The 22,732-nt window shown below is 72.3% G+C and carries 21 protein-coding genes; 12 read left to right on the top strand and 9 right to left on the bottom strand.

Features of this window, described 5'->3' with window-relative positions:
- The first annotated feature begins 70 nt into the window (after nt 1–70).
- From M5362_RS01090 to M5362_RS01050, 9 genes are all read left to right on the top strand, one after another.
- Nucleotides 71–730 carry a thioesterase family protein gene (locus M5362_RS01090; RefSeq protein ID WP_260225680.1) on the top strand — a complete coding sequence of 220 codons (660 nt, stop codon included), beginning with the start codon at nt 71–73 and terminating at the stop codon, nt 728–730.
- On the top strand, nt 721–3,114 hold the full coding sequence (locus M5362_RS01085) for an FAD-dependent monooxygenase (protein ID WP_260225297.1): 2,394 nt from the start codon (nt 721–723) through the stop codon (nt 3,112–3,114). Before M5362_RS01090 ends, M5362_RS01085 begins: the two co-directional genes overlap by 10 nt.
- A 14-nt stretch (nt 3,115–3,128) precedes the next feature.
- On the top strand, nt 3,129–4,196 hold the full coding sequence (locus M5362_RS01080) for a carbon-nitrogen hydrolase family protein (protein WP_260225296.1): 1,068 nt from the start codon (nt 3,129–3,131) through the stop codon (nt 4,194–4,196).
- Nucleotides 4,193–5,320, top strand: a complete 1,128-nt coding sequence (locus M5362_RS01075; RefSeq protein ID WP_260225295.1) for a cupin domain-containing protein — start codon at nt 4,193–4,195, stop codon at nt 5,318–5,320. The genes M5362_RS01080 and M5362_RS01075 overlap by 4 nt, the downstream gene beginning before the upstream one ends.
- 15 nt (nt 5,321–5,335) lie before the next feature.
- Nucleotides 5,336–6,241 carry a fumarylacetoacetate hydrolase family protein gene (locus tag M5362_RS01070; RefSeq protein ID WP_260225294.1) on the top strand — a complete coding sequence of 302 codons (906 nt, stop codon included), beginning with the start codon at nt 5,336–5,338 and terminating at the stop codon, nt 6,239–6,241.
- A 94-nt stretch (nt 6,242–6,335) separates the two neighbouring features.
- Entirely contained in the window at nt 6,336–7,043 is a 708-nt protein-coding gene (locus tag M5362_RS01065) for an Asp/Glu racemase (protein WP_260225679.1), read from the top strand.
- A 60-nt stretch (nt 7,044–7,103) separates the two neighbouring features.
- Nucleotides 7,104–7,931 carry a PaaX family transcriptional regulator C-terminal domain-containing protein gene (locus M5362_RS01060; RefSeq protein WP_260225293.1) on the top strand — a complete coding sequence of 276 codons (828 nt, stop codon included), beginning with the start codon at nt 7,104–7,106 and terminating at the stop codon, nt 7,929–7,931.
- A gap of 219 nt (nt 7,932–8,150) precedes the next feature.
- Complete coding sequence (locus M5362_RS01055; RefSeq protein ID WP_260225292.1) at nt 8,151–10,076, top strand: ABC transporter ATP-binding protein; 1,926 nt, start codon at nt 8,151–8,153, stop codon at nt 10,074–10,076.
- 488 nt (nt 10,077–10,564) lie between these two features.
- Entirely contained in the window at nt 10,565–11,233 is a 669-nt protein-coding gene (locus M5362_RS01050; RefSeq protein WP_260225291.1) for a hypothetical protein, read from the top strand.
- Nucleotides 11,234–11,372: 139 nt separating this feature from the next.
- Here M5362_RS01050 and M5362_RS01045 read toward each other — a convergent pair whose 3' ends face one another.
- Together M5362_RS01045 and M5362_RS01040 are read right to left on the bottom strand one after the other, a co-directional pair.
- Nucleotides 11,373–12,116, bottom strand: coding sequence for a class F sortase (locus M5362_RS01045; protein ID WP_260225290.1), 744 nt, complete (start codon nt 12,114–12,116; stop codon nt 11,373–11,375).
- A gap of 87 nt (nt 12,117–12,203) precedes the next feature.
- Nucleotides 12,204–12,722, bottom strand: coding sequence for a sortase (locus tag M5362_RS01040; RefSeq protein WP_260225289.1), 519 nt, complete (start codon nt 12,720–12,722; stop codon nt 12,204–12,206).
- A 459-nt stretch (nt 12,723–13,181) separates the two neighbouring features.
- Between M5362_RS01040 and M5362_RS01035 the strand changes: the two genes are divergently transcribed.
- A complete protein-coding gene (locus M5362_RS01035; protein WP_260225288.1) occupies nt 13,182–14,246 on the top strand; it encodes a nitrous oxide reductase family maturation protein NosD in 1,065 nt (354 codons plus the stop codon).
- A gap of 52 nt (nt 14,247–14,298) precedes the next feature.
- Entirely contained in the window at nt 14,299–15,348 is a 1,050-nt protein-coding gene (locus tag M5362_RS01030; protein WP_260225287.1) for a methyltransferase, read from the top strand.
- A 93-nt stretch (nt 15,349–15,441) separates the two neighbouring features.
- On the opposite strand, the gene M5362_RS01025 is transcribed toward M5362_RS01030, so the two are convergent.
- From M5362_RS01025 to M5362_RS00995, 7 genes are all read right to left on the bottom strand, one after another.
- Nucleotides 15,442–15,774, bottom strand: coding sequence for a TcmI family type II polyketide cyclase (locus M5362_RS01025; protein ID WP_260225286.1), 333 nt, complete (start codon nt 15,772–15,774; stop codon nt 15,442–15,444).
- Between the two features lie 83 nt (nt 15,775–15,857).
- On the bottom strand, nt 15,858–16,337 hold the full coding sequence (locus M5362_RS01020) for an SRPBCC family protein (RefSeq protein WP_260225285.1): 480 nt from the start codon (nt 16,335–16,337) through the stop codon (nt 15,858–15,860).
- A gap of 1 nt (nt 16,338) precedes the next feature.
- Nucleotides 16,339–16,599 (bottom strand): phosphopantetheine-binding protein, encoded by a 261-nt coding sequence (locus M5362_RS01015; RefSeq protein WP_260225284.1) that lies wholly within the window; start codon nt 16,597–16,599, stop codon nt 16,339–16,341.
- 24 nt (nt 16,600–16,623) lie between these two features.
- Entirely contained in the window at nt 16,624–17,871 is a 1,248-nt protein-coding gene (locus M5362_RS01010; RefSeq protein WP_260225283.1) for a ketosynthase chain-length factor, read from the bottom strand.
- Nucleotides 17,868–19,136 carry a beta-ketoacyl synthase gene (locus M5362_RS01005; RefSeq protein WP_260225282.1) on the bottom strand — a complete coding sequence of 423 codons (1,269 nt, stop codon included), beginning with the start codon at nt 19,134–19,136 and terminating at the stop codon, nt 17,868–17,870. Before M5362_RS01005 ends, M5362_RS01010 begins: the two co-directional genes overlap by 4 nt.
- A complete protein-coding gene (locus M5362_RS01000; RefSeq protein WP_260225281.1) occupies nt 19,133–19,603 on the bottom strand; it encodes a cupin domain-containing protein in 471 nt (156 codons plus the stop codon). The genes M5362_RS01005 and M5362_RS01000 overlap by 4 nt, the downstream gene beginning before the upstream one ends.
- Before the next feature lie 71 nt (nt 19,604–19,674).
- A complete protein-coding gene (locus tag M5362_RS00995) occupies nt 19,675–20,799 on the bottom strand; it encodes a SchA/CurD-like domain-containing protein (RefSeq protein WP_260225280.1) in 1,125 nt (374 codons plus the stop codon).
- A 256-nt stretch (nt 20,800–21,055) separates the two neighbouring features.
- Here M5362_RS00995 and M5362_RS00990 point away from each other — a divergent pair, with 256 nt between their 5' ends.
- Nucleotides 21,056–22,714 carry an FAD-dependent monooxygenase gene (locus M5362_RS00990; protein WP_260225279.1) on the top strand — a complete coding sequence of 553 codons (1,659 nt, stop codon included), beginning with the start codon at nt 21,056–21,058 and terminating at the stop codon, nt 22,712–22,714.
- Nucleotides 22,715–22,732 lie beyond the last annotated feature (18 nt).

The following is a 22,732-nucleotide window of genomic DNA, read 5'->3' as shown; positions in this document are numbered from 1 at the left end:
GGCGGAAGCCCGCGCAGAGGACGCCCGTAGGCACCTCGCCGCGACCGAAGGCACCCGTACGCAAGTCGCCGTGACCGAGGGCACCCGTACGCACATCGCCGCGACCGAAGGCACCCGTAGCCACGCCGCCGTGACCGAGGACACCCGTACGCACATCGCCGCGACCGAAGGCACCCGTAGCCACGCCGCCGTGACCGAGGACACCCGTACGCGAGTCGCCGAGGGCGTCCGCGCCGACGCCGCGACCGGCGGCTGCGCCGACGGGGTTGCCGAGGCGCTGGTCCCGCGCCTGCCCAGTGTCACCGTCGAGCGCCGGGTCGAGTGGCCCGACACCGACGCCGCCGGCCACTACCACCACTCCACGGTGGTGCGCTGGGTCGAGGCGGCCGAGGCCGTGCTGCTGCGCCGCCTCGGGCTCTCCCACCTCTTCGGCAGTACGCCCCGCGTGCACTTCGAGGCCGACTACCGCGCCCGGCTCTGGTTCGGCGAGGCCGTCCGCACCGAGCTGCGCGTCACCAAGGTCGGCGCGAGCTCCCTGCACTACGCCTTCACCGTCCTCGGCGAGGAGGGCGCGGAGGCGGCCACCGGCCGCATGGTCATCGCCCACTCGGCGGCCCGCGCCACCGGCACCACTCCGTGGCCGGCCGATGTCCGCGAGGTCCTCACGAAGGCGGGCCCGCAGGCCCCCGAGCTCATCACCGGAACCACAGGAGGTACCCCGTGCGCGTAGCAGTCATCGGAGGAGGGCCAGGCGGCCTGTACTTCGCGGCCCTGGCCAAGCAGCTCTCCCCGGACTGGGAGGTCACCGTCTGGGAGCGCAACGCCCCCGACGACACGTTCGGCTTCGGGGTCGTCTTCTCCGACGAGACCCTCGACGGCATCGCGACCGCCGACCCGGTGGTCCACGCCGCGATGTCGGCGGAGTTCGCCCGCTGGAGCGACATCGACGTCCGCTACCGGGGCCGGACCCTCACCTCCGGCGGCCACGGCTTCGCCGCGCTCGGCCGCCGGAGCCTGCTCCGGATCCTCCAGGACCGCTGTGCGGCCCTCGCCGTGGACGTCCGCTACCGGACGCAGGCGCCGCCGGCCGAGCGGCTCGCCGCCGAGTACGACCTGGTGGTGGCGTGCGACGGCGTGAGGTCGGCCACCCGCGCCGCCTACGCCGACACCTTCGGCCCGGACCTCGACGAACGGTCCGGCCGTTACATGTGGCTCGGCACCGACAAGGTCTTCGAGGCCTTCACGTTCGTCGTGGAGGAGCGCGAGTTCGGCACCCTCCAGGTGCACGCCTACCCGTACGACGACACCCGTTCCACCTTCATCGTGGAGCTCGACGAGGACGCCTGGCGACGCGCCGGGTTCGCGGAGTCCGCCGACCGCGCGTACCCGCCCGGCTCCAGCGACGAGGACGGCATCCGGCGCTGCGAGGAGATCCTCGCGGGGCACCTGGACGGCCATCGGCTGCTTCCCAACAACTCCAAGTGGCTCCGCTTCACGACGGTACGCAATCGCACCTGGCGCCACGAGAACGTGGTCCTGCTCGGGGACGCGGCCCATACCGCGCACTTCTCCATCGGCTCCGGCACCAAGCTCGCGATGGAGGACGCCCTCGCCCTCACGGCCTGCCTGCACGAGCACCCCGACGACGTCCCGGGAGCGCTCGCCGCGTACGAGGCCGAGCGCAGGCCGGTCGTGGAGTCGACCCAGCGGGCCGCCCAGGCCAGCCTCGAATGGTTCGAGAACATCGACCGCTACACCGGCCAGGATCCGCACCAGTTCGCCTTCAACCTGCTGACCCGCAGCCGGCGCGTCACCTACGACAACCTGCGCGTCCGGGACGAGGCGTTCACCACCGCCGTCAACACCACCGCGCCCGTCCCGCCGATGTTCCGGCCGTTCCGGATCGGCGGACTGAGGCTGCGCAACCGGGTCGTCGTCCCGCCGACCGCCCTGGCCACGGCCCGCGACGGTGTCCCGGGCGACTTCGACCTCGTCCATCTGAGCACCCAGGCCCTCGGCGGGGCCGGTCTGGTGATCGCCGGCATGACCGCCGTCGGCGCCGACGCCCGCCCGGACCCGGGCTGTCCCGGTCTGTGGAACGACGAGCAGGAGGCCGCCTGGGGGCGTATCGCCGCTTTCGTGCACGGCCAGAGCGACACCTGTCTCGGCATCCAGCTCACCCACGCGGGGCGCCGCGCGACCGCCGGAGCGCCGCTCGCCGCCTCGGCGCTGCCCTGGGACGAGAAGAGCCCGGTGCCCCGTGAGGCGACGCGCGCCGACATGGACCTGGTCGTCCGGGACTTCGTGAGCGCGTCCCGACGCGCCGACCGGGCCGGGTTCGACGCCCTGGAGCTCCAGTTCGGGCACGGGCACCTGCTCTCCGGGTTCCTCTCGCCGCTGACCAACCGGCGCACCGACCAGTACGGCGGCGATCCGGCCGGGCGGCTGCGCTTCCCGCTGGAAGTCCTGCGTGCCGTACGGGAGTCATGGCCCTCGGGGAAGGCGCTGCTGGTCCGGATCTCCGCCGCCGACTGGGCGGAGGGGGGCCTGAGCGAGGACGACGCCGTGGGTGTCGCCCGCGCTCTCGCCGAGGCGGGCGCCGACGCGATCGACGTCTCCACCGGCGAGGTCGTGGCGCACGAGCGGCCCCGCTTCGGGCGCAGCTACCAGACTCCGTACGCGGATCTGATCCGTAACGCGACCGGGGTCCCGACCATCGCCGTCGGCGCCATCTCCACGTACGACGACGTGAACTCGATCATCCTGGCCGGCCGCGCCGACCTGTGCGGTGTGGGCCGCGCCCAGCTCCACGACCCGCTGTGGACGCTGCACGCCGCCGCGGCGCAGGGCTACCGCGGTCCGGCGGCGCCGTGGGCGCCGTCCTGGCGTGCGGGCAGCGGCCGTCCGCCCGCCGCCCGCACGGACCGGGTGCCTCCGCGGCTCGAACTGCTGCGGCGGGCCGCCGCGCCCGTGCACCAGCGCTGGCTGCCGCGCGCCACCACGGTCTCCGCACCCACACCCGCCTCCGCCTCCGTCCCCGCAGCCGCCTCTGCGCCCGTCCCCGCGCCCGCCTCCGCGCCCGCCGAAGTGGCCACGGCATCCCGCGCCCGATGAAAGGGCAGATCCCGATGCGACAACCCCCTCCCCTACCGCCGTCCCTCGACACCCTGCCCCGTTTCACGGCCGCCGCCGTCCAGGCCGCGCCCGTCTACCTCGACCCCGCAGCCACCGTCGACAAGGCCGTCGCCCTGATCGCCGAGGCGGCCGGGAACGGGGCCCGGCTGGTCGTTTTCCCCGAGGTGTTCGTCCCCGGATACCCCTACTGGAACTGGACGATGAACCCGGTCCAGGGCTCGCCCTGGTTCGAGCGCCTCCAGCGCGCCTCGGTCGACATCCCCGGTCCGTACGTCGACACCCTGCGTGCCGCGGCCCGCCAGTACGGGGTGGTCCTCGTGATCGGCGTCAACGAGCGCGCCGCCCACAGCCTCGGCGTCCTCTACAACACCCTGCTCACCATCGGTCCGGACGGGGAACTCCTCGGTGTGCACCGCAAGTTGGTTCCCACCTGGGCCGAGAAGCTCACCTGGACCGGTGGCGACGGCAGCTCGCTGCGTGTCCACCCGACACCGGTCGGCCCGCTCGGGGCCCTCGCCTGCGGCGAGAACACCAACACGCTGGCCCGGTTCGCCCTCCTCGCGCAGGGCGAACTCGTCCACGCCTCCTGCTACATCGCGCTGCCCGTGGCACCGGCGGACTACGACATGGCCGACGCGATCGCCGTACGGACGGCCGCGCACAGCTTCGAGGGCAAGGTCTTCTCCGTCGTCGCCTGCTCCACCGTTTCGCCCGAGATCGTCGACGTCCTCGCCGGCGACGACGAGGAGCTGCGCGCCCTGTTCCAGCGGCCGCGCAGCGCGCTGTCCGGCATCTTCGGCCCGGACGGCCGCCCCGTCACCGAGCCGCTCGTCGACGACGAGGGCATCGTCTACGGCGAGATCGACCTCGGCCGCTGCATCCAGCCCAAGCAGATGCACGACATCACCGGCCACTACAACCGCTTCGACATCTTCCGCCTCGAAGTCGACAACACCCCGCGCCCGCCCGTGACCTTCACCGCGCCGCCGACCGGGCCACCGGCCTTCACCGCCCCGCCGCCGGGGCCCCTGACCACCACTGCACCTGAGGAGGACGTATGACCATCGAGCAGGACGACACCGCGCTCGGCCGCGCACGGGTCACCGACACCCCCGAACTCACGGCGTACTACGGCGAACTCGAGGCGCTGGAGGCCGGCGCCCTGTGGACCGTCGCCAATGACATCGAGCCCTGGTACCCCCAGCCCAGGTCCGTTCCGGTGCTGTGGCGTTACGAGGAGCTGCGGCCCCTCGTCCACAAGGCGCTCGGCCTCGTCGACGCGGACGACGCCGGACGCCGTGTCGTCATGCTGGTCAACCCCGGGCGCAGGGACGTCAGCGCCGCCGCCGGCCTGCTCTACACCGGGCTCCAGATCATGGGCCCCGGCGAGGCGATGACCGCCCACCGCCACCAGGCCGCCGCGCTGCGCTTCGTCCACGAGGGCACCGGCGCCTGGACGATCGTCGACGGCCAGAAGCTGAAGGTCGGCCCGCGCGACTTCGCGATCACCCCGAACGGCACCTGGCACGAGCACGGCAACGACGGGACCGACGCACCGGTGATCTGGCAGGACGGCTTGGACATCCCGCTGGTCAACGCCCTGGACGCCGGGTTCTACGAGGTGCACCCCGAGCTCTACCAGACCCCCGGGAAGGTGGTGAACTCCTCCGTACTCACCTACTCCGGCACCCTCCTCCCGTACGGGGCGGAGAAGTGGAACCGGCCCTACTCGCCGCTGCTCGCCTACCCGTGGGAGCCGACGTACGAGGCCCTGCGCGCCCTCGCCGAGGCGACCGAGGGCTCTCCGTACGACGGGGTCATCGCCGAGTACACCAACCCGGTGACCGGCGGCTCGGTGATGCCGACCATGGGCGCCCACATGCAGCTGCTGCGCCCCGGTCAGGCCACCGAGGCCCACCGGCACACGGGCTCGGTGATCTACACCGTCGCCAAGGGCCGGGGCGCCTCGGTGATCGCCGGGCAGCGCTTCGCATGGACGGAAGGGGACATCTTCTGCGTCCCGTCCTGGGCGTGGCACGAGCACCAGAACCTCGACCCGTCCGAGGACGCCTGCCTCTTCTCCTTCGACGACCTCCCCGTCATGCGCTCGCTCGGCTTCCACCGCGAAGAGGCGTACCCCGACAACGGCGGCCACCAGCCCGTCGCCGCCGACCCCGCCGTCTGACCCCGAGGAGCCCTCATGCGTTTCCTGACCTTCACGACCACCACCACCGCCGACGCCGCACCTCGGCTCGGCGTCGAGACCGGCGGCCATATCCTCGACCTGGCCGCGCTCGCCGAGCACGCGGGCGCCGAGCTCCCGCTCGACCTGCTCGGCATCGTCCGGACTGGGCCGGACGCGTTGGAGACGGTGCGCCGGCTGCTCGCCGGCGACCGGCCGGCGCACGCCGTCCACCGGACGGAGGACGTCCGGATCGGCGCCCCCTTCCGCCCCGGAAAGATCATCGGGGTCGGCCTCAACTACGTCGAGCACGTCGAGGAGTCCAGCCGCAGTCTCGACACCGACAAGGAACTCCCGCCCCGGCCCGTGCTGTTCAGCAAGCCGGCCACGGCCGTGACCGGACCGGGCGCGCCGATCCTGCACAACGCCGACCTCACGACCCAGCTGGACTGGGAGTGCGAACTCGCCGTCGTCATCGGCCGTACCGCGTTCCGGGTGAGCGAGGAGGACGCGTACGACCACGTCTTCGGCTTCAGCATCGTCAACGACATCAGCGCCCGCGACCAGCGCCGCTCCGGCCAGTGGTTCTTCTCCAAGGGCCAGGACTCGTACGCGCCGTTCGGCCCGGTGGTCGTCACCGCCGACGCGATCCCCGACCCCATGGCCCTGGACCTCTCGTTGCGTGTCAACGGCGTCACCAAGCAGAAGTCGAACACCCGGCACATGCTCTTCCCCATCGCCCGCCTGATCGCCGACATCAGCTCCGGCGTGACCTTGGAGCCGGGCGACGTCATCGCGACAGGCTCGCCCTCGGGGGTCGGGGCCGGGATGGTTCCGCCCGAGTTCCTCGCGCCCGGCGACATGGTGGAGGCCACGGTCGAGCTGATCGGCACCCTGGCCAACCCCGTCGTCGACGCCCGCTGACCCCCGTCCGACACCTCCGTACGAGAACCGAGGAGAACCCGTGCCGCCCCGTACCTACCGCATCGGCCAGATCGTGCCGAGCTCCAACGTCACCATGGAGACCGAGGTCCCCGCGATCCTGCGCGCCCGCGCGGCCGTCGCGCCCGACGAGCGCTTCACCTTCCACTCCAGCCGGATGCGCATGACGCACGTGACCCCGGAACAGCTCAAGGCCATGGACGCCGACTCCGACCGGTGCGCCGTGGAGCTCTCCGACGCCAGGGTCGACGTGCTCGGTTACGCCTGCCTGGTCGCCATCATGAGCATGGGACCGGGCTACCACCGGGTCTCCGAGGAGCGGCTGCACCTGCGCACGGTCGAGAACGGCGCTCCGGCGCCGGTCGTCACCAGCGCGGGCGCGCTCGTCCACGGACTGCACACGATCGGCGCCAGGAAGATCGCGCTGCTCGCCCCGTACATGCGGCCCCTGACCCGGACCGTCGTGGACTACCTCACCCGGGAGGGGATCGAGGTCCTCGACCACCAGGCCCTGGAGATCCCGGACAACCTGGACGTGGCCGCCCACGACCCGGCCAGGCTGCCGGGTCTCGCCCGCGCCCTGGACCACTCCGACGCCGACGCGGTCGTCCTCTCGGCCTGTGTGCAGATGCCCTCGCTCGGCGTCATCGAGGAGGCGGAGCAGCTTCTGGGCAAGCCGGTCGTGTCGGCGGCGGTGTGCACGGCCCACCAGATGCTGCGCGCCCTGGGCCTCCCGGCCGTGGCCCCGGGGGCCGGGCACCTGCTGTCGGGGGCGTACGCCTGACCTCACCGGGCCCGGAGGGGGCCCCGATATGATCGCGACCGCGTACAACGGAAGGCGATCATGTCGGACAGCCCCCTCAGGCCCAGCTCGTTGATCAACACGGTCTACGGGGCGTTCCTGCGCCGCCTCGGCGGCTGGATCTCCATCGCCGACCTGATCACGCTCATGGGGGAACTGGACGTCGACGGCCCGGCGGTGCGCTCGGCGATCTCCCGGCTGAAGAAGCGCGGAGTCCTCGAACCGGAGCGCCGGGGCGCCACCGGCTACCGGCTGAGCCCGGCCGTCCTGCCCGTCTTCGACGAGGGCGACCGCCGGATCTTCGCCAGCCTTGAGCCCGCCGACCTGGCGGACGGCTGGGCCATGGCCGTCTTCTCCGTACCGGAGTCGGAACGGTCCCACCGCTACCAGCTGCGCACCCGGCTGACCTGGCTCGGTTTCGGCAACATCGCCCCGGGCGTGTGGCTGGCGCCGGGCCGGCTCCTCGACGACGCGCGGAGCATGCTCGTACGGCTGGGCCTCAGCGACTACGTGCACCTGTTCGCCGCCCAGTACGCGGCCTTCAGCGATCTGCCGGGCACGGTGAGCTCGTGGTGGGACTTCCCGGCGATCCAGAAGCAGTACGCGGAGTTCACCGACGCGTACGCCCCGGTGGCCGCGCGGTTGACGGCGGCCGGGACGGAACCCGAAGCCGCCGAGGCCTTCCGGCACTACGTCCCGCTGCTCACCCAGTGGCGGCGCCTGCCGTACCTGGACCCCGGTCTGCCGACGGAGCTCCTTCCGGCGGACTGGAACGCGGTCGCCGCCCGGCAGGTCTTCCAGCAGCTCCACGGGATCCTGCTCGACCCGAGCCTGCGTCACGTCGGCGCGGTCACGGGTCTGGAGGACTGAGGGCCGAGGGAGGGCACGGCCGGCGCTTCTGCGGGGTGTCGGCGTTTCGGCCAACAGGGCGCACCGGCACACCCGTTGCGGGGCTGGGATCGGTGCATCCGGCAACGTCCGACGCGCGCGCGATTCCGGGGATCGCGGTCCGTCCGAAAAACAGGCGTTCGAAATCGCGGCGGGGTCGTTGAGCCTGACGACCCAGCCGCGACCGCCAAGGGGGCCCCGTTGACCTCGGCCATCACGCAAGAAGAGCCGCACGCAGACGCACCGGACGAGGAGTTCCTGTTCCGGGACGAGTCCAGGCTCAAGGCCGGTGCGCAGATGACGACCGCCACGATGGCGCGCCGCCTGCCCGCGCTGGTCCTGCGGTCCCTCAGGATGGCCTGGCGGGTGGACCGGGTGGCGACGGCGGGTCTTCTCGCCTGCCAGGTCGGCACCGGCGTACTCGCCGCCCTGGGCCTGCTCGCCGTCACGGGGACCATCACCGCGCTCATCGCCCCGGGCGACATCGCCGACCGGCTGCGGGAGGCGGCTCCGCAGCTGGCGGTCATCGCCGCGGCGGCAGGGCTGCGCGCTCTGCTGGGGGTCACGGTGACGTGGCTGACCGGGAGGCTGCGCCCGGTGCTGGGCCGGGCCGCGGAGCTCACGATGATCGAGGCCGCGCTCGGCGCCGAACTCGCGGCGAACAACAAGCCCGGGTACAACGACTTCTACGACATCGCCGACCGCGGCGCGCAGGTCACCCCGGACCTCGTCGACGAAGCGCAGAACGTGCTGGCGGCCACCGCGACCCTGGCCGCCGGAGCGACGGTTCTGGCCGTCCTGCACCCGGCCCTGCTCCCTCTGCTGCTCCTGGCCTGTCTGCCGCAGGCCGCCGCGTACGTACGGGCGGCCCGCGTGCTGTACATGGCGGGTCTGGAGACCTCGGGGCGCCGCCGCATGCTGCACAAGCTGCGCTGGCACATGGCGTTCACGGAGTCCAGCGAGGAGATGCGCGCCTGTCTGGCCGGGCCGTTCCTCGTCACCCGGTACCGCGGGCTCGCCGCCTCGGTCAGCGCCGCGGAGCGCGGGGCCGCGGACACCGGCGCGTGGATGGGGCTGGCCGGCGCCGCCGTCGGCGGGGTCGCGTCGGCGACGGTCTGGGCAGCGCTCCTGTGGCTCCTGGCCACCGGCCGCATGGACCTCGCGGCGGGCGGCAGCGCGGTGTTCGCCCTCCAGACGGCGACCGGATCCGTGCGCGGCATCATCAACGGCGGGGCCCGTCTGGTGCGTACGGGGTGGTACGTGCAGGACTGGCAGAAGTTCCTCGACAACGCGCACGGTCAGGCCATGGCGGCCTCGCGCGGCACCGACAGGCTGCCGGCGCCGCCGGACCGGTTCGAGGTCCGTGACATCGGCTACCGCTACGACGGGGCGTCGACCGACAGCCTGAGTGGGGTGTCCCTCCATGTGAAGCGCGGCGAGATCGTGGCTCTGGTCGGGGAGAACGGCTCGGGCAAGACCACCCTGTCGAGGCTGATCTGCGGACTGTTGCTGCCGACTTCGGGTGCGGTGGCGTGGAACCACTCGACCACGGCCGAGCTGGATCCCTGGGACGCGTGGAAGCACGTCGGCCTGGTCCCGCAGAAGTACACGTATCTGCCCCTGACGATGCGGGACAACATCACCTTCGGGCAGGGCGACACGAGCGACGCCGCCGTGCTCGCCGCGTGCGAGGCGTCCGGTGCGACCGACATCCTGCCCGGTCTGCGGTCCGGCCTGAACACCCTGCTGACCGCGGAGTGGTTCGGCGGCCAGCAGCTGTCCGGGGGCCAGTGGCAGCGGGTGGTCCTGACGAGGGCGTTCCACCGGCAGGCGTCCCTGCTGGTGATGGACGAGCCCACGGCGGCGCTCGACGCCCGCGCCGAGCACCGTGTCTTCAGTGGGCTGCGGGAGCTGGCCAAGGACCGGGCGGTCCTGCTGATCACGCACCGGCTCACCAACGTCGCCGTCGCGGACCGGATCGTGGTCCTCGACCGGGGCCGTATCGTCCAGGAGGGCACGTACGAACAACTCACCAGGGAACCGGGCCTGTTCCGCACCCTGTGGGACCTCCAGCAGCGCACCGACGAGACGCCGCAGGGCGCCTCCACCCCTGAGGGAGCCTCATGACGCCCGGGAGCGAACGGCACCGGCTGCCGGCCTGGGAGGCGGCGTGAGCGGCACATGGCTCCCGCCCGAGGAGTACGCCGAGACCCTGCCGAAGGCGACCGTCTTCGGTTCGGTGTTCTTCACCGACGAGCACGACCACCCCGTGCACCTGCGGGCCGGGAGCCGAGTGGCCGTATGCCACGGCCGGGTTCGTCTTCGACGGCGGGCGGCTCTCCGCCCGCCAGCTGGCGGACATCCGGCTGGCCCCGGACGAGCACGACGAGGTCCGCACGCTGGCCCTGGCGGAGTGGCGGCCGCTCATGCCGACTCAGGACTTCGCCCGGCTCACGACCGTGATGGACGCCCGCCACACCGGCACGACGGCGTACTTCGGCGCCTGGGACTGGGATGCCTAGGGCGGCTGTGCGCACGGGCCCGGGGCGCCGGGCCCGATCTTGTTGAGTACGTGTACTCATGTGCCGCGAAACGCCTGGCCGCAGGCTCTACGCATGACACCACACCCCGCCCTGACCACCGCGGACTCCCGCTCCTCGCGCCGCCGTTCGCGGCTCGCCCTCGCCGCGACGGCCCTCGCCGCGCTGGCGGTCAGCGGCTGCGGCACCGTGGGAGCGGATGCCGCCGGATCGGACGCCAAGCCCGCCGCCGTCGGTGCGCAGCGGACCGAGGCTCCCCGCGACGTCGACGGAGAAGCCGCGTTCACCGCGATGTGGAAGACCGTCGCCGAGCCCTGCCCCACGGGCGACCGGCCGCTTCCGCCGCCGCCGGAGCCGCTGCCGGCGCCCCCGGGGGCGAGCGACACCCCCTCGACGGATGCCCCGGTCACGCCCATCGCACCGACGGCGGGGCCGGAGGTGGAGCTGAGCGCTCGCGACTGGTGCGCGAGCAACCTCCACGAAGAGCGCATCACCCATGCCCTCATGGACCTGGCCGAGCCCACCCCCGACACGGTCAGGAAGATCCTGAACGCCCTCGGCTACAACAACGGCCGCATCCACGGCATGGAGCGGTCCGGCACGACCACACGGTTCTTCCTCGACCTGCGCGTCGACGGCGGCCGGCTCTGCGTGGAGGGTTCGGCCGCCGGCGGGCAGACCGTCGTCGAGCGATGCGTGGCGCCCGAGAGCGGGCCGTTCAGGCCGGGCGAGCGGAAGCAGTGACCCCCGGGCCCAGGCCTGACGGCCGGGCCCGGGGGGCGCGGGATGTTCAGCCCATGCCGACCGCGAAGAACTGCTGGACCTGCGCCTCGGTCCCGCCCGAGGCCCCGCGCACGTACTCGACCAGCCGGGCGTAGCCGCGTCACCTCGCCGCGGTCAGGGTGGCGTAGACGACGGTGTTGGCCTGGTAGCCGGTGCTGCTGGACCAGCCGCCGCCGCAGGTGATCAGCCGCAGTTCCGGGCGGCCGGAGTCGCCGTAGACCTTGGCGGAGGGAAACCGGCCCTTCTGGTGCTCCTCCACCGCGTCGACCGTGAACAGGGCCGTGCGGCCGTCCTGTCGATCGACCGCGATCTCGGCTCCCCGCGTCAGGGCACCGAGCTGGTGGAAGACGGCGGGCCCGGCGGGGGTGTCCAGGTGGCCGGCCAGGACGGCCGTTCCCCGCGAGCCGGGCCGCGTGCCGTCCGCGTACCAGCCGGCGAGGGCGGGTGCCGTCGCGGGCGGCGGCTGGAGCGCCCCTTCCGCGTCGAGTTCCAGGCGCATCAGGAAGGCGTCGACCTTGATGGCCGGGATCCGGATCCGTACCGGGTCCGACGCCGGCATCGGCTCCGCGCCGCTCCGGGCCGGGGCGCGGCCGTCCGGGGCGCGGCCGTCCGGGGCGCGGCCGTCCGGGGCGCGGCCGTCCGGGGCGCGGCCGTCCGGGGCGCCTCCCGAAGCCGGCGACGCGACGGACTCCCGGGCCCGCGGCACGGGCGGCGGGGGGTCGTCCTCGCGCTGCGCGTTGGCGAGCAGCAGAGTGCCGGCGAGCGCGGTCCACGCGAGCGCCTTGAACGACGGGGTGCGGCGCGCCCGGCCGGTGGTGATCCCCGTCCTGGAGTCGTTCCTCATGCTGTCGGTGCCTCTGTTCGGTGCCGGAACGTCGCCGTCCCCCGACCTCGCGGGGCCGGGGGACGGGCGTACGGGGCGGGTGGACGGTCAGGCCGCGGTCCCGCGGGCCGTGGCGCGCCGACGCATCCTGATCACTCCGCCCGCGACGGCTCCGCCCACCAGCAGCCAGCCGAGACCGAGCGAGGTGTCCGAGTCCGCCGAGCCTCCGAAGCCGGCGTCGACCGGGCCGTTCGGGCGGCCGGCGATCTGGTACGTGGAGGTCAGCTTGATCCGCGGCGGGCACTTGAGGGTCACGGTGTCCGTGCCGGAGGCGGCCTCGGCCGGGACCTTGAACTCACCCACCAGGACGCCCTTCCGGTCGCCCTCGAAGAGGTGGAACGGTCCGGCCACCTCCGACTCGCCCTTGCCGTAGGTCTCCTTGCCGCAGGCGGTGGTGCTGACGGTGACCGTGGTGCCCGGGGACACCTTCCACGGGGTGATGCGTACGTTGGCCGCGGCCTCACCGGCTGCGGCGGCATCCCCTTCGGCGGCCACGGCCAGAGGGGCGGACAGGGTGAGGGCGCCGACGATCAGGGCGACCTGTAGGCCGGTACGTGCGAGACGCATGGTTTTCTCCTCCGACGGAGCAGTTCTCGGCCGGCGTGACTGCGCGGCGCCTGTGCTGTGCTCCGTGCACGAGGCAAACGCCGGTCCCTGGTCACCGCAACGCGAGCGGCGTGCGCGGGTGTCGCCCGGTCGGGCTCTTGATCGTCTGCTCAGGACCCGTCACCGCAGGTCACGGTCGCGAGCAGGACGCGGCGAGAACAACCGCGCCCAGGGGGCGAACGGGCTAGGCCCTGTCGTCGGGGGTGTCTTGTGGATCATGCGGGCTCGCGACCGTCGCGCCTGGTCATGTGACGGCAAGTCTGATGGCGCCGCGGGGCAGCCCTCCCCCGCGCCTCGGCGGGAGGCCTCGGCCGCGGCTCCTCGCCCGGTTCACCGACTCGGTCGACGTTCGGCGCAGCGGTCAGCCCACCCGGGTGATCAGCGGTGGCGGGGCGGAAGGCCCGCTCATAACTTCGCCATATGACCAAACGACAGATTGCCTACCTGGCATGCACCGTGACCCTCGTGGTCTCGGGTATGGGGGCCGCCGCTCCGACGGCCGGCCATCGGACCGTGCACCGGGTCAAGCCCGGCCAGTCGATCCAGCAAGCAGTGGACGCCGCGAGGCCCGGGGACACGGTCGTCCTCTCCCCCGGTACCTACCGGGAGAGCGTCCGCATCACCACGTCGAACGTGACCCTGCGGGGCTCGACCGTCTTCCCCACCGTCCTCGTGCCCGGCAAGGCCGCCGCCGACGACACGTGCGCCAAGGCCGGCCACGGCATCTGCGTGACCGGCACGGACAGCCGTCCCGTCGAGGGCGTCACCGTACGCTCGCTGACGCTCAGGAACTTCACCAAGAACGGCCTGTGGGCGTCGCGGACCGACCGGCTGAAGGTCCACCGGGTGACCGCCGAGAAGAACGGCAACTGGGGCATCGCCCTGGAGCGGTCGGTACGCAGCGTGCTGACCCGCAACGTCGCCCGGGACAACGCCGACGCCGGACTGTTCGTCTCCAACACCACCGACACCGAGGCCGGAGCCGTCGACGCCAAGGGGACGGTGATCCGTCACAACCGGATGTCCGGCAACCGGATCGGCGTCACCGTGCGGCGCCTGCGGAACCTCACCGTCGAGCGCAACGAGGCGACCGGGAACTGCGCCGCCGTCTTCGTGGTCGGCGACGAGTCCACTCCACGGGCCGGGGCGATGAGCCTGCGCCGGAACAACATCCACGCCAACAACAAGCACTGCCCCAAGACCCCCCGACTGCCGTTCCTCCAGGGCTCGGGAATCGTCCTCACCGGCGCCGAGGAGACGCTGGTGGCGGAGAACAGGATCGTCGACAACGTCGGCACCTCGCCGCTGTCGGGCGGCATCGTGCTCTTCAAGAGCTTCGTCGGCGCCCTCAACGAGCGCAACGAGATCCGCGACAACGTCGTCCTCCGCAACGGCTCGGCCGACCTCGCCAACCGGGACACCGGCAAGGGCAACACCTTCCGTGGCAACACCTGCGGGGTCTCGGAGCCCGCGGGCATGTGCTGACGGTCGGCTCCGCTCCCCCACCCACGGCACCACAGCACAGACAAGGCGACAGATGACGACTGTTGATCCGGTTCCCCCCACTGTCGACCCGGCTCCTCCGCCGCCCATGCGGCTCAGGGAGCTCGTGTTCGGGGCGGCGCAGGCCGCCGCCGTACGCGCGGCCGTCCGCCTCGGTGTGGCGGACGCCCTGGCCGACACGCCCATGACCGTCGAGGACCTGGCGGCCGCGGTGAAGGCCCAGCCGCGGACGCTGCGGCGGCTGCTGCGCGCGCTGTCCTGCCAGGGTGTCTTCACGGAGCACCCCGACGGCACGTTCGCCCACACCGAGATGTCCCGGCTGCTGCGGGAGGACGATCCGCACAGCCTGCGGTACATCGCCCTGTGGTGCACGGAGCCGTGGACCTGGGACGTGTGGCCGAAGCTCGACGAGGCCGTGCGCTCGGGCCGTAACGTCTTCGAGGACGTGTACGAGAAGGAGTTCTTCACCTACCTCAACGAGGAGGCGCCCGAGTCCGCGTACGTGTTCAACCGGGCCATGACGACGTCGAGCCGCCAGTCGGCCCAGGACGTCGCCGACCTGCTCGATCTGCGGGGGGCCTCCTCGGTCGCGGACATCGGAGGCGGTCAGGGGCACGTCCTGGCGAGTCTGCTGGAGCGGCACCCCGCCCTGAACGGCACGCTGCTCGACCTGCCCGGGGTGGTGGAGAACGCCGATCCGCGCCTGCGGGACGGCGGCGCGCTCGGCTCCCGGGTCCGTGTCGTGGCCGGCGACTGCCGTGAGGACATCCCGGTCCAGGCGGACGTGTACATCATCAAGAACATCCTGGAGTGGGACGACGACAGCACCCGCAGGGCGCTCGCCAACGTCCGCAGGGCTGCCCGCCCGGGCGCCCGGGTCGTCGTGATCGAGAACCTCGTCGACGACACGCCCTCGATGAGGTTCACGACGGCCATGGACCTGCTGCTGCTCCTCAATGTCGGCGGTGCGAAGCACACCCGGCAGAGCATGGTCGACCGGCTGACGGACGCGGGGCTCGTCATCGGCGAGATCCGCCCGGTCAACGCGTACCTCCACGCCTTCGAGTGCACCGTTCCCGCCTGACGGGGCGAAGGAGGAAAACCCGAGGCCGCCCGCTCCGCGTCGTTCGCGGGGCGGGCGGCCTCGGGTTTCTCTGTCGTGCGTGCGCTAGGGAGATCAGGAGCCTGCGTCCCGCTCCCAGCGGTAGAAGCACTGCGCCATGGCGTCCTTGGGGCTGCGCCACGTCTTCGGGTCGTACGCGCTGACGTACGCCGACAGTTTCTCGCTGGCGTCCCGGAACTCCGGGTGCCCGGTCAGCTTCGCGATGGCCGGCGCCGGGTCCTGGTCCGCCTCGATGAGGTGCAGGTACACGTCGCCGAACTGGAAGAGGCGACGCCGGGTGACGCCGACCAGGTGCGGGAGTTCGCCGCGGTCGGAGGCGGCGAACACGTCGGCGATCGCCGGCGCCGAATCGGGCGCCATGCGGGCGACGATCAGAGCGTGGTGCATCGAGCGTCCTTCCTGGGGTGTGCGGGTGTGCGGATGTCCGGGCAGGCGCGTGTGCGCGTGGGCGCGTGTGCGGCCTGGTTCGGTCAGCCGGGCAGGACCGAGGCGCTCCGGCGGTCGCGGGCGACCTGCTCGATGCGGTCCCGGATGAGGGCCATCTGCGTGCGGGAGTTGCGGTTGATGTTGTCGGTCATCCAGTCGTCGTCGACCGGAGCATCGGGCTTCATCGCGAAGTCCTGCACCCAGCGCATGTGGACGCCGGCCGGCGTCTCCTCGTACTCCCACCGGATGTTCATGTGGTCGAACGGGCCGGTCTCGACGCGGCGGGCGCGGACGGTCCGCCCGGGGCGGTCGACGGTGCGCTCCGACACCCAGCTCCAGACCTTGCCGTTGTCGTCCGGGTGCATGGTCAGGCGGAAGGTCGTCGAGTCGCCCTCGCGGGAGAGCACCTCCAGCGCGGCGTACTCGCTGAAGAGGTTGGGCCAGTTCTCGATGTCGTTGGTGATGTCCCAGACGAGGTCGAGCGGGGCGTCGATGGTGACGCTGTTGTCGGTGTGACCGGACACGTCAGACTCCCGTCTTGAGGGCGCTGTTGACCAGGCCGAGGAACTCGGCCGGCGTCTTGCAGCGCTCGGCGTCGGTGGGCAGCGACACGCTGTACCGGTTCTCCAGCTCGCCGACGATGCCGAGCAGGCCGAGCGAGTCGAGGCCGAGGGTGGTGAACGGCGCGTCCGGGGCCTTCTCCAGCTCCCGGGCGTCGACGGTCACCCCGGCCGCCTGCTTCATCAGCGCGGCGAGTTCGTCGAAGGTCAGTGCGGTGGTGATCATGTGTGCTCTCCTTCCCGCCCGGTCCTACCGGGCGGAGTCGTCGCCGCGGCGCACGACGAGCGCCGCGTTGGATCCCATGAGTCCCCGGCTGAGGACGAGGGCCGTGCGCAGCTCGGCGGGGCGAGCGCGGGACATCACCAGATCGAGGTCGTGGCAGATGTCGAACACGTTGGGGGTGGGGGGCACCACGCCGTGTTCCATCGCGAAGACCGCGGCGGCGGTGTCCAGGACGGGCGCCCCGCAATAGGCGCGGCCGATGCCCGTCTTGGGCGCCGTGACGGGTACGCGGGTGGCGTGCGCTCCGAGGGCGTCGGCGATGGCCAGCGCCTCGGCGCGGTCCGCCTCCGGTACGCCCAGGGCGTCGGCGAAGACGACGTCGATCTCCTCGGGGGCGCAGGCGGCCTCGTCGAGGGCGACGCGGATGGCGCGGGCGAGCCCCTCCCGGGACTCCTCCCATCGGGAGGCGCCGGTGAACGTGGCGCCGTGGCCGGCCACGACGGCCCGGACGGCCGCTCCCCGGTCGCGGGCCCGGGACTCGTCCTCCACGACGAGCATCGCGCCGCCCTCCGCGGGGACGAAGCCGCAGGCGCCGGCGGTGAAGGGCCGGTAGGCGCGGTCCGGGTCCTCGACGGTGCTGAGCTCCGGGTATCCGAGCTGGCACACCATCGAGTACGGGGCGAGGGGCGCCTCCGCGGCGCCGACGATCACCGCGCCCGTTCCGCGTCGTACGGCCCGCGCGGCGTGGGCGATGCCGTCAAGGCCGCCGGCCTCGTCGCTCGCGACCACTCCGCACGGTCCCTTGAACCCGCTCCGGATGGAGATCTGGCCGGTGCTCGCGGCGTAGAACCAGGCGATGGACTGGTACGGGCCGACGAACTTGGATCCCTGGCCCCAGAGCTTCTGGAGCTCCCGCTGGCCGAACTCGCCGCCGCCGGAACCGGCAGCGGTGACCACGCCGATCGAGAAGGGCTCCTCCGGGTCGTCACGGGCGAGGCCGGCCTCGTCGAGGGCGAGTTGGGCCGCGGCCATGGCGTAGTGGCTGAACCGGTCGGTCTGGACGAGGAACCGCTCCTCGATCAGGGCGGCGGCGTCGAAGCCCCGGACCTCGCCCGCGACCTTGAGGGGCATGTCCTCGCACCCCTCACGGGTGATGCGGTCCAGTACGCCGAGCCCTTCCCGGACGGACTTCCAGTACGCGTCGGCACGCAGTCCGTTGGGGGCGATCACACCGATCCCGGTGACGACCGCGCGCCGTGGGCGTTCAGTGCTCATCGTGTCCTCCCACCCGGCCCCGTCAGGAGCACCGCGGACTGGAAGCCGCCGAATCCGCTGCCCACGGAGAGCACGTTCCTGAGCTTCCGGGGGCGGGCGGTGCGCGGCACGTAGTCCAGGTCGCACTCGGGGTCGGGGGTCTCGTAGTTCGCCGTCGGAGGTACCACCTGGTGCTTCAGCGCGAGGACGCAGGCGGCCACCTCGATCGCGCCGATCGCGCCGAGCGAGTGCCCCACCATGGACTTGATGGAGCTCATGGGCGTGTCGTAGGCGTGTGCGCCCAGCGACCGCTTCACGGCGGCGGTCTCGTGCCGGTCGTTCTGCCGGGTGCCCGAGCCGTGCGCGTTGACGTAGTCGATCAGCGTGGGGTCGAGCCGGGCCTGGTCGAGCGTGGAGTCGATCGCCCGGGACATCTCCAGTCCCTCGCCGGTCAGTCCGGTCATGTGGTACGCGTTGCCGAAGGTGGCGTAGCCGCCGATCTCGCAGTAGATGTGCGCACCGCGGGCCCTGGCGTGCTCGTACTCCTCCAGGACGAGGACCGCCGCTCCTTCGCCCATGACGAAACCGTTGCGGTTGTTGTCGAAGGGCCTGGAGGCGTGCTCCGGGTCGTCGTTGTCGGGGGAGGTGGCCTTGATGGCGTCGAAGCAGGCCATGGTGATCGGGGATATCGGGGAGTCCGACGCCCCGGCGATGCAGACGTCCGCCCGGCCTTCCTCGATGGTGTGGAAGGCGTAGCCGACGGCGTCGAGGCCGGAGGTGCATCCGGTGGAGACGGTCTGCACCGGGCCGCGGGCGCCGAACTGTTCGGCCACGACGGAGGCGAGCGTGCTCGGCGAGAACGCCATGTGCAGCTTGGGGTCGGCCGCGCGGTGGTCCACGTCCCACCGCCGTCCGCCCTCGCTGACCAGGACGTAGTCGTGTTCGAGCCGGGTGGTGCCGCCGACCGCGCTGCCCAGGGAGACGGCGACGCGCCAGGGGTCCTCGGCGTCGGTGTCGAGTCCGGAGTCGCTCACGGCTTCTCCGGCGGCGACGACGGCGAACTGGATGTACCGGTCGGCGTGCCGGCTCAGCTCCGGGTCCAGGCCGTGGGCCGTCGGGTCGAAGTCGCACTCGGCGGCTATGCGTGAGCGCAGGCCGGCCGGGTCGAAGAGGGTGATGCCGCGGGTCGCGGTACGGCCGGCGGCGAGGAGGTCCCAGAACGCCTTCGCTCCGGTGCCGCCCGGAGCGACCACACCGATACCGGTGACGGCCACTCGCCGGGTCACTCGATGGCCCCGCTTCGCTCGGACACCTGTCCCGGGTCGTGCACGGTCAGGTGCGGGCCCGCCGCGGCGAGCTCGGCCTCGTCGGTGACCTCGGTGTCGACGTGGCCGAGGCTCGGACGCGGGGCGAGCGGGCCCAGGTGGAAGACCATGCGGGCCTCCACGTCGCCGACGTTGCGGAAGCGGTGCCGCACGTCGATGGGGATCAGGAGCCCGTGGTCGGGCTGGAGTGTGTACGTGTCACCGTCCAGGTCGACTTCGAGCGCGCCCTGGACGACGTACACGAACTCCTCGGAGTACGGGTGGTAGTGCTCACCGATGCGCTCGCCGGGCTGGACGATGGCCAGGCCCATGAAGCCGCTGGTGGAACCCACGGTGGCCGGCGTGAGCATGGCCCGCAGGTCACCTCCGCGCCTGCGGTTGGGTTCCGTCTCGCTCAGGGACACGATGCGAGGACGCTGCTTGAGCATGGTTGTTACCTCCGAGTGTGGCAGTGACGTGCGGGGGGAGGGCCGCGGCCCTTGGGGGCCGCGGCCGAACGTCAGGAGTCCGCCGAGCTGCGGTCGGTGACGGGCAGCATGTCGGCGTGCGACAGGAGCCGGTTGATGTTGCGGTCGTTGTCGAGGGGTCCCTCGACTCCGATCGCGGCACCGTCGAGGAGGCGCGCGAGGACCGCCGCCTTGCGGGGGCCCTTGAGGCCGAGGGACGCGACGGGGTCGGCGTCGAGGTCGCCCGTGATGTCGACGAGACGCACCACGATGTCGTCGCGCTGGAAGACGGTGCTGCCCCACACCGGGCTGTCCGGGTCGTCCGCCGCCGCCTCGTCCTGCTGGGCGAGCAGCTTGGCCAGGTCCATCCCGCGGCCTTCCTTCGCCGGGTAGTACAGCGCGTGGCGCCGCAGTCCGTCGGGGGCGGGCCGTCCGGACACCACGTGGTGCACGGCCGGGAGCGCCGCCCGGGTGAAGAAGACGCGCGCCGATTCGGGGTCGGTCAGGTCCCGGTCCTGCTCCAGGTACGGGTTGATGGCCTCCTCGACCGCTCGTACCTCGGGCTGACGGGCGACGTGGCGCAGGGCCGCGAGGAGGTCGCCCTCCACTTCCACCGCTCGCACGACGCGGTTGCCGTGCATGAAGAGCGAGGTGCGGCGCAGCCGGGTGTTCTCGTCGACCTGGGCCTTGGGCGACTGGTACCCGGCGAGCAGCTCCGCGACCTTCGACTCGGAGCCGGGCTTGACGGTGAAGGTGAGGGCGTGGCGTGCCACGCCGTCACCGACGCGGGCCGCGACCTGGACGCCCTTCGACGTCGTGTCCGGGGTGGCCTGCTGACGGGGGCCGGTCTCGCGGACGATGCTGTAGCGCATCGACCGGGTGTCCCGGACGCAGCTGTGCATGGGCCGGACGGTCTCGACGTGCTCCTCGCTGTTCACCCAGGCGAGGAACGGCGGAGCGCTCTCCCACTCGCTGGTGATGAGCCACTGCGAGGGGTTCTCGATGGACTGGCAGAGCTGGTCGCTGATGTGTCCGGGGACGGAGGCGACCTGCTTGCGCATGAGTTCGTACGCGTCCAGGAACTGCTCCTGGGCTCCTTCGTACAGGTCGAGGAGCAGGATCACCCGCAGCCTGGAGCCGTCGAACGCCGACTGCGATATGCGTCCCGAGCTGGTCATGCGACGCACCTCTTCTCTCTTCACGGAGGGTCGGGAGGGACCGCCGTGCCCGAGGAGGGCGCCGGGGTCGTCATGAGCCGATCGTCGACGGGCACCTCGATCCACGCGAGCCCCACGGGGCGGACGAGTGAACCGCGCGTCAGGACGAGTGAACCGCGCGTCAATCGGGTGCTCCGGGCGCGCGCACCGGTCCTCGGAGGGCATGAATCTGCTTCCCACCCCTGACTCGCGTCGCAGGCGGCGCTGGAGGCATTCAATGAACCGATCCGAAGACGCCGGCGAGGTCGTTCACCGCACGCCCGTCCTCATCGTCGGCGGCTCACTGGTGGGCCTGTCCACGTCGCTGTTCCTGGGGCGTCTCGGCGTGCCGCACACCCTCGTCGAGCGCCACGCGGCCACCTCGGTCCATCCACGGGGGCGCGGCAACAACGTGCGCACCATGGAGCTGTTCCGGGGGGCCGGGGTGCAGGAGCGCATCCAGGAGGCCGCGTCCGTGTTGGCGCGGAACAACGGCATCCTGCAGACGCCGAGCCTGGTCGGCGATGCCGGCGAATGGCTGTTCAAGGAGATCGACCCCGGCGGCGGACTCGCCCGTCTCAGTCCGGCCGGATGGTGCCTGTGCAGCCAGAACGATCTCGAACCGGTGCTGATGGAGAGCGCCCGTGAGCTGGGCGGGGACCTGCGTTTCTCGACGGAGCTGATGTCCTTCGAGCAGACCCCCGAAGGGGTGACCGCGCGGGTCAAGAGCCGCGACACGGGCGAGCACGTCACCATCCGCGCGGACTACCTCGTCGCGGCGGACGGTCCGCGCAGCCCGATCCGCGAACAGCTCGGCATCGGGCAGACCGGCCCGGGCGACCTGTTCCACAACGTGAGCGTCACGTTCGTCTCCCGCGGTCTCGCCGGCGTCGTCGGTGACCGGCGTTTCGTCGTCTGCTACCTGACGAACCCGGAGGCCGACGGGGCGCTGCTGCCGGTCGACAACGAGGAGCACTGGGTGTTCCACGCCCCCTGGCACCCCGAGCACGGCGAGACGCTGGAGGAGTTCACCGACGAGCGGTGCAGGGAACACATCCGGCGGGCCGTGGGCGTGCCCGATCTGGACGTGGAGATCACCGGCAGGGCGCCGTGGCACGCCGCCCAGCGGGTCGCCGAACGGTACGCGGACGGCCGGGTGTTCCTCGTCGGTGACGCCGCGCACGAGATGCCGCCCACCGGGGCGTTCGGCTCCAACACCGGTATCCAGGACGCCCACAACCTCGCCTGGAAGCTGGCGGCCGTACTGGACGGATGGGCCGGCCCGCGCCTGCTCGCGACCTACGACGCGGAGCGCCGTCCGGTCGCGGAGGCGACGAGTGCCCGCGCCTCGTCGCGTTCGGTCGAGCACAGCCACCCGGGGTACGCCCCCGATTCCGGGGCCGGGGGCCCCGGGGGGCGGAAGGGCGGCATCCTCAACGTGGCGCTGGGGTACCGCTATCCGCAGGGCGCGGTCCAGGGCGCCGACCAGGCGATTCCTGTCGTGCCCGACGGTCTGCGCCTGACGGGCGAGCCGGGGAGCCGCGCGCCTCACATGTGGCTGGACCGCGCCGGTGACCGGGTCTCCAGTCTCGACCTGTACGAGCGGACCCTCGTGCTCCTGAGTTCCGAAGGGGACTCCGACGCATGGCACGCGGCGGCGACACGCGTCGCGCGCGAGCTGTCCCTGCCGCTGGTCTCGTACCGGATCGGCGACGGGCCCGACGCGGAGCTGTCCCCCGAGAGCGGTCTGGACTGGGCGGAGCTCCACGGCATCACCGCGGACGGTGCGGTGCTCGTCCGTCCCGACGGGTTCGTCGCGTGGCGCTCCCCGAAGGGGTCGGCCGATCCCGACACGGCGCTGAGGAAGGCCGTCACGGCGGTCCTCGGGCAGGTCTGACCGCATCGTCAGAGCCGG

The sequence above is a fragment of the Streptomyces sp. Je 1-79 genome, from assembly GCF_025195125.1.
In the GTDB taxonomy this organism is placed as follows: domain Bacteria; phylum Actinomycetota; class Actinomycetes; order Streptomycetales; family Streptomycetaceae; genus Streptomyces.
This window is presented reverse-complemented; position numbering and strand designations above follow the sequence as displayed.

Excerpts from the sequence above, each read along its gene's own strand:
- M5362_RS01080 (WP_260225296.1), top strand. The coding sequence starts at position 3,129 with ATGCGACAACCCCCTCCCCTACCGCCGTCCCTCGACACCCTGCCCCGT.
- M5362_RS01075 (WP_260225295.1), top strand. The coding sequence starts at position 4,193 with ATGACCATCGAGCAGGACGACACCGCGCTCGGCCGCGCACGGGTCACC.
- M5362_RS01070 (WP_260225294.1), top strand. The coding sequence starts at position 5,336 with ATGCGTTTCCTGACCTTCACGACCACCACCACCGCCGACGCCGCACCT.
- M5362_RS01065 (WP_260225679.1), top strand. The coding sequence starts at position 6,336 with ATGGAGACCGAGGTCCCCGCGATCCTGCGCGCCCGCGCGGCCGTCGCG.
- M5362_RS01060 (WP_260225293.1), top strand. The coding sequence starts at position 7,104 with ATGTCGGACAGCCCCCTCAGGCCCAGCTCGTTGATCAACACGGTCTAC.
- M5362_RS01050 (WP_260225291.1), top strand. The coding sequence starts at position 10,565 with ATGACACCACACCCCGCCCTGACCACCGCGGACTCCCGCTCCTCGCGC.
- M5362_RS01045 (WP_260225290.1), bottom strand. The coding sequence starts at position 12,116 with ATGAGGAACGACTCCAGGACGGGGATCACCACCGGCCGGGCGCGCCGC.
- M5362_RS01040 (WP_260225289.1), bottom strand. The coding sequence starts at position 12,722 with ATGCGTCTCGCACGTACCGGCCTACAGGTCGCCCTGATCGTCGGCGCC.
- M5362_RS01035 (WP_260225288.1), top strand. The coding sequence starts at position 13,182 with ATGACCAAACGACAGATTGCCTACCTGGCATGCACCGTGACCCTCGTG.
- M5362_RS01030 (WP_260225287.1), top strand. The coding sequence starts at position 14,299 with ATGACGACTGTTGATCCGGTTCCCCCCACTGTCGACCCGGCTCCTCCG.
- M5362_RS01025 (WP_260225286.1), bottom strand. The coding sequence starts at position 15,774 with ATGCACCACGCTCTGATCGTCGCCCGCATGGCGCCCGATTCGGCGCCG.
- M5362_RS01015 (WP_260225284.1), bottom strand. The coding sequence starts at position 16,599 with ATGATCACCACCGCACTGACCTTCGACGAACTCGCCGCGCTGATGAAG.
- M5362_RS01010 (WP_260225283.1), bottom strand. The coding sequence starts at position 17,871 with ATGAGCACTGAACGCCCACGGCGCGCGGTCGTCACCGGGATCGGTGTG.
- M5362_RS01000 (WP_260225281.1), bottom strand. The coding sequence starts at position 19,603 with ATGCTCAAGCAGCGTCCTCGCATCGTGTCCCTGAGCGAGACGGAACCC.
- M5362_RS00995 (WP_260225280.1), bottom strand. The coding sequence starts at position 20,799 with ATGACCAGCTCGGGACGCATATCGCAGTCGGCGTTCGACGGCTCCAGG.
- M5362_RS00990 (WP_260225279.1), top strand. The coding sequence starts at position 21,056 with ATGAACCGATCCGAAGACGCCGGCGAGGTCGTTCACCGCACGCCCGTC.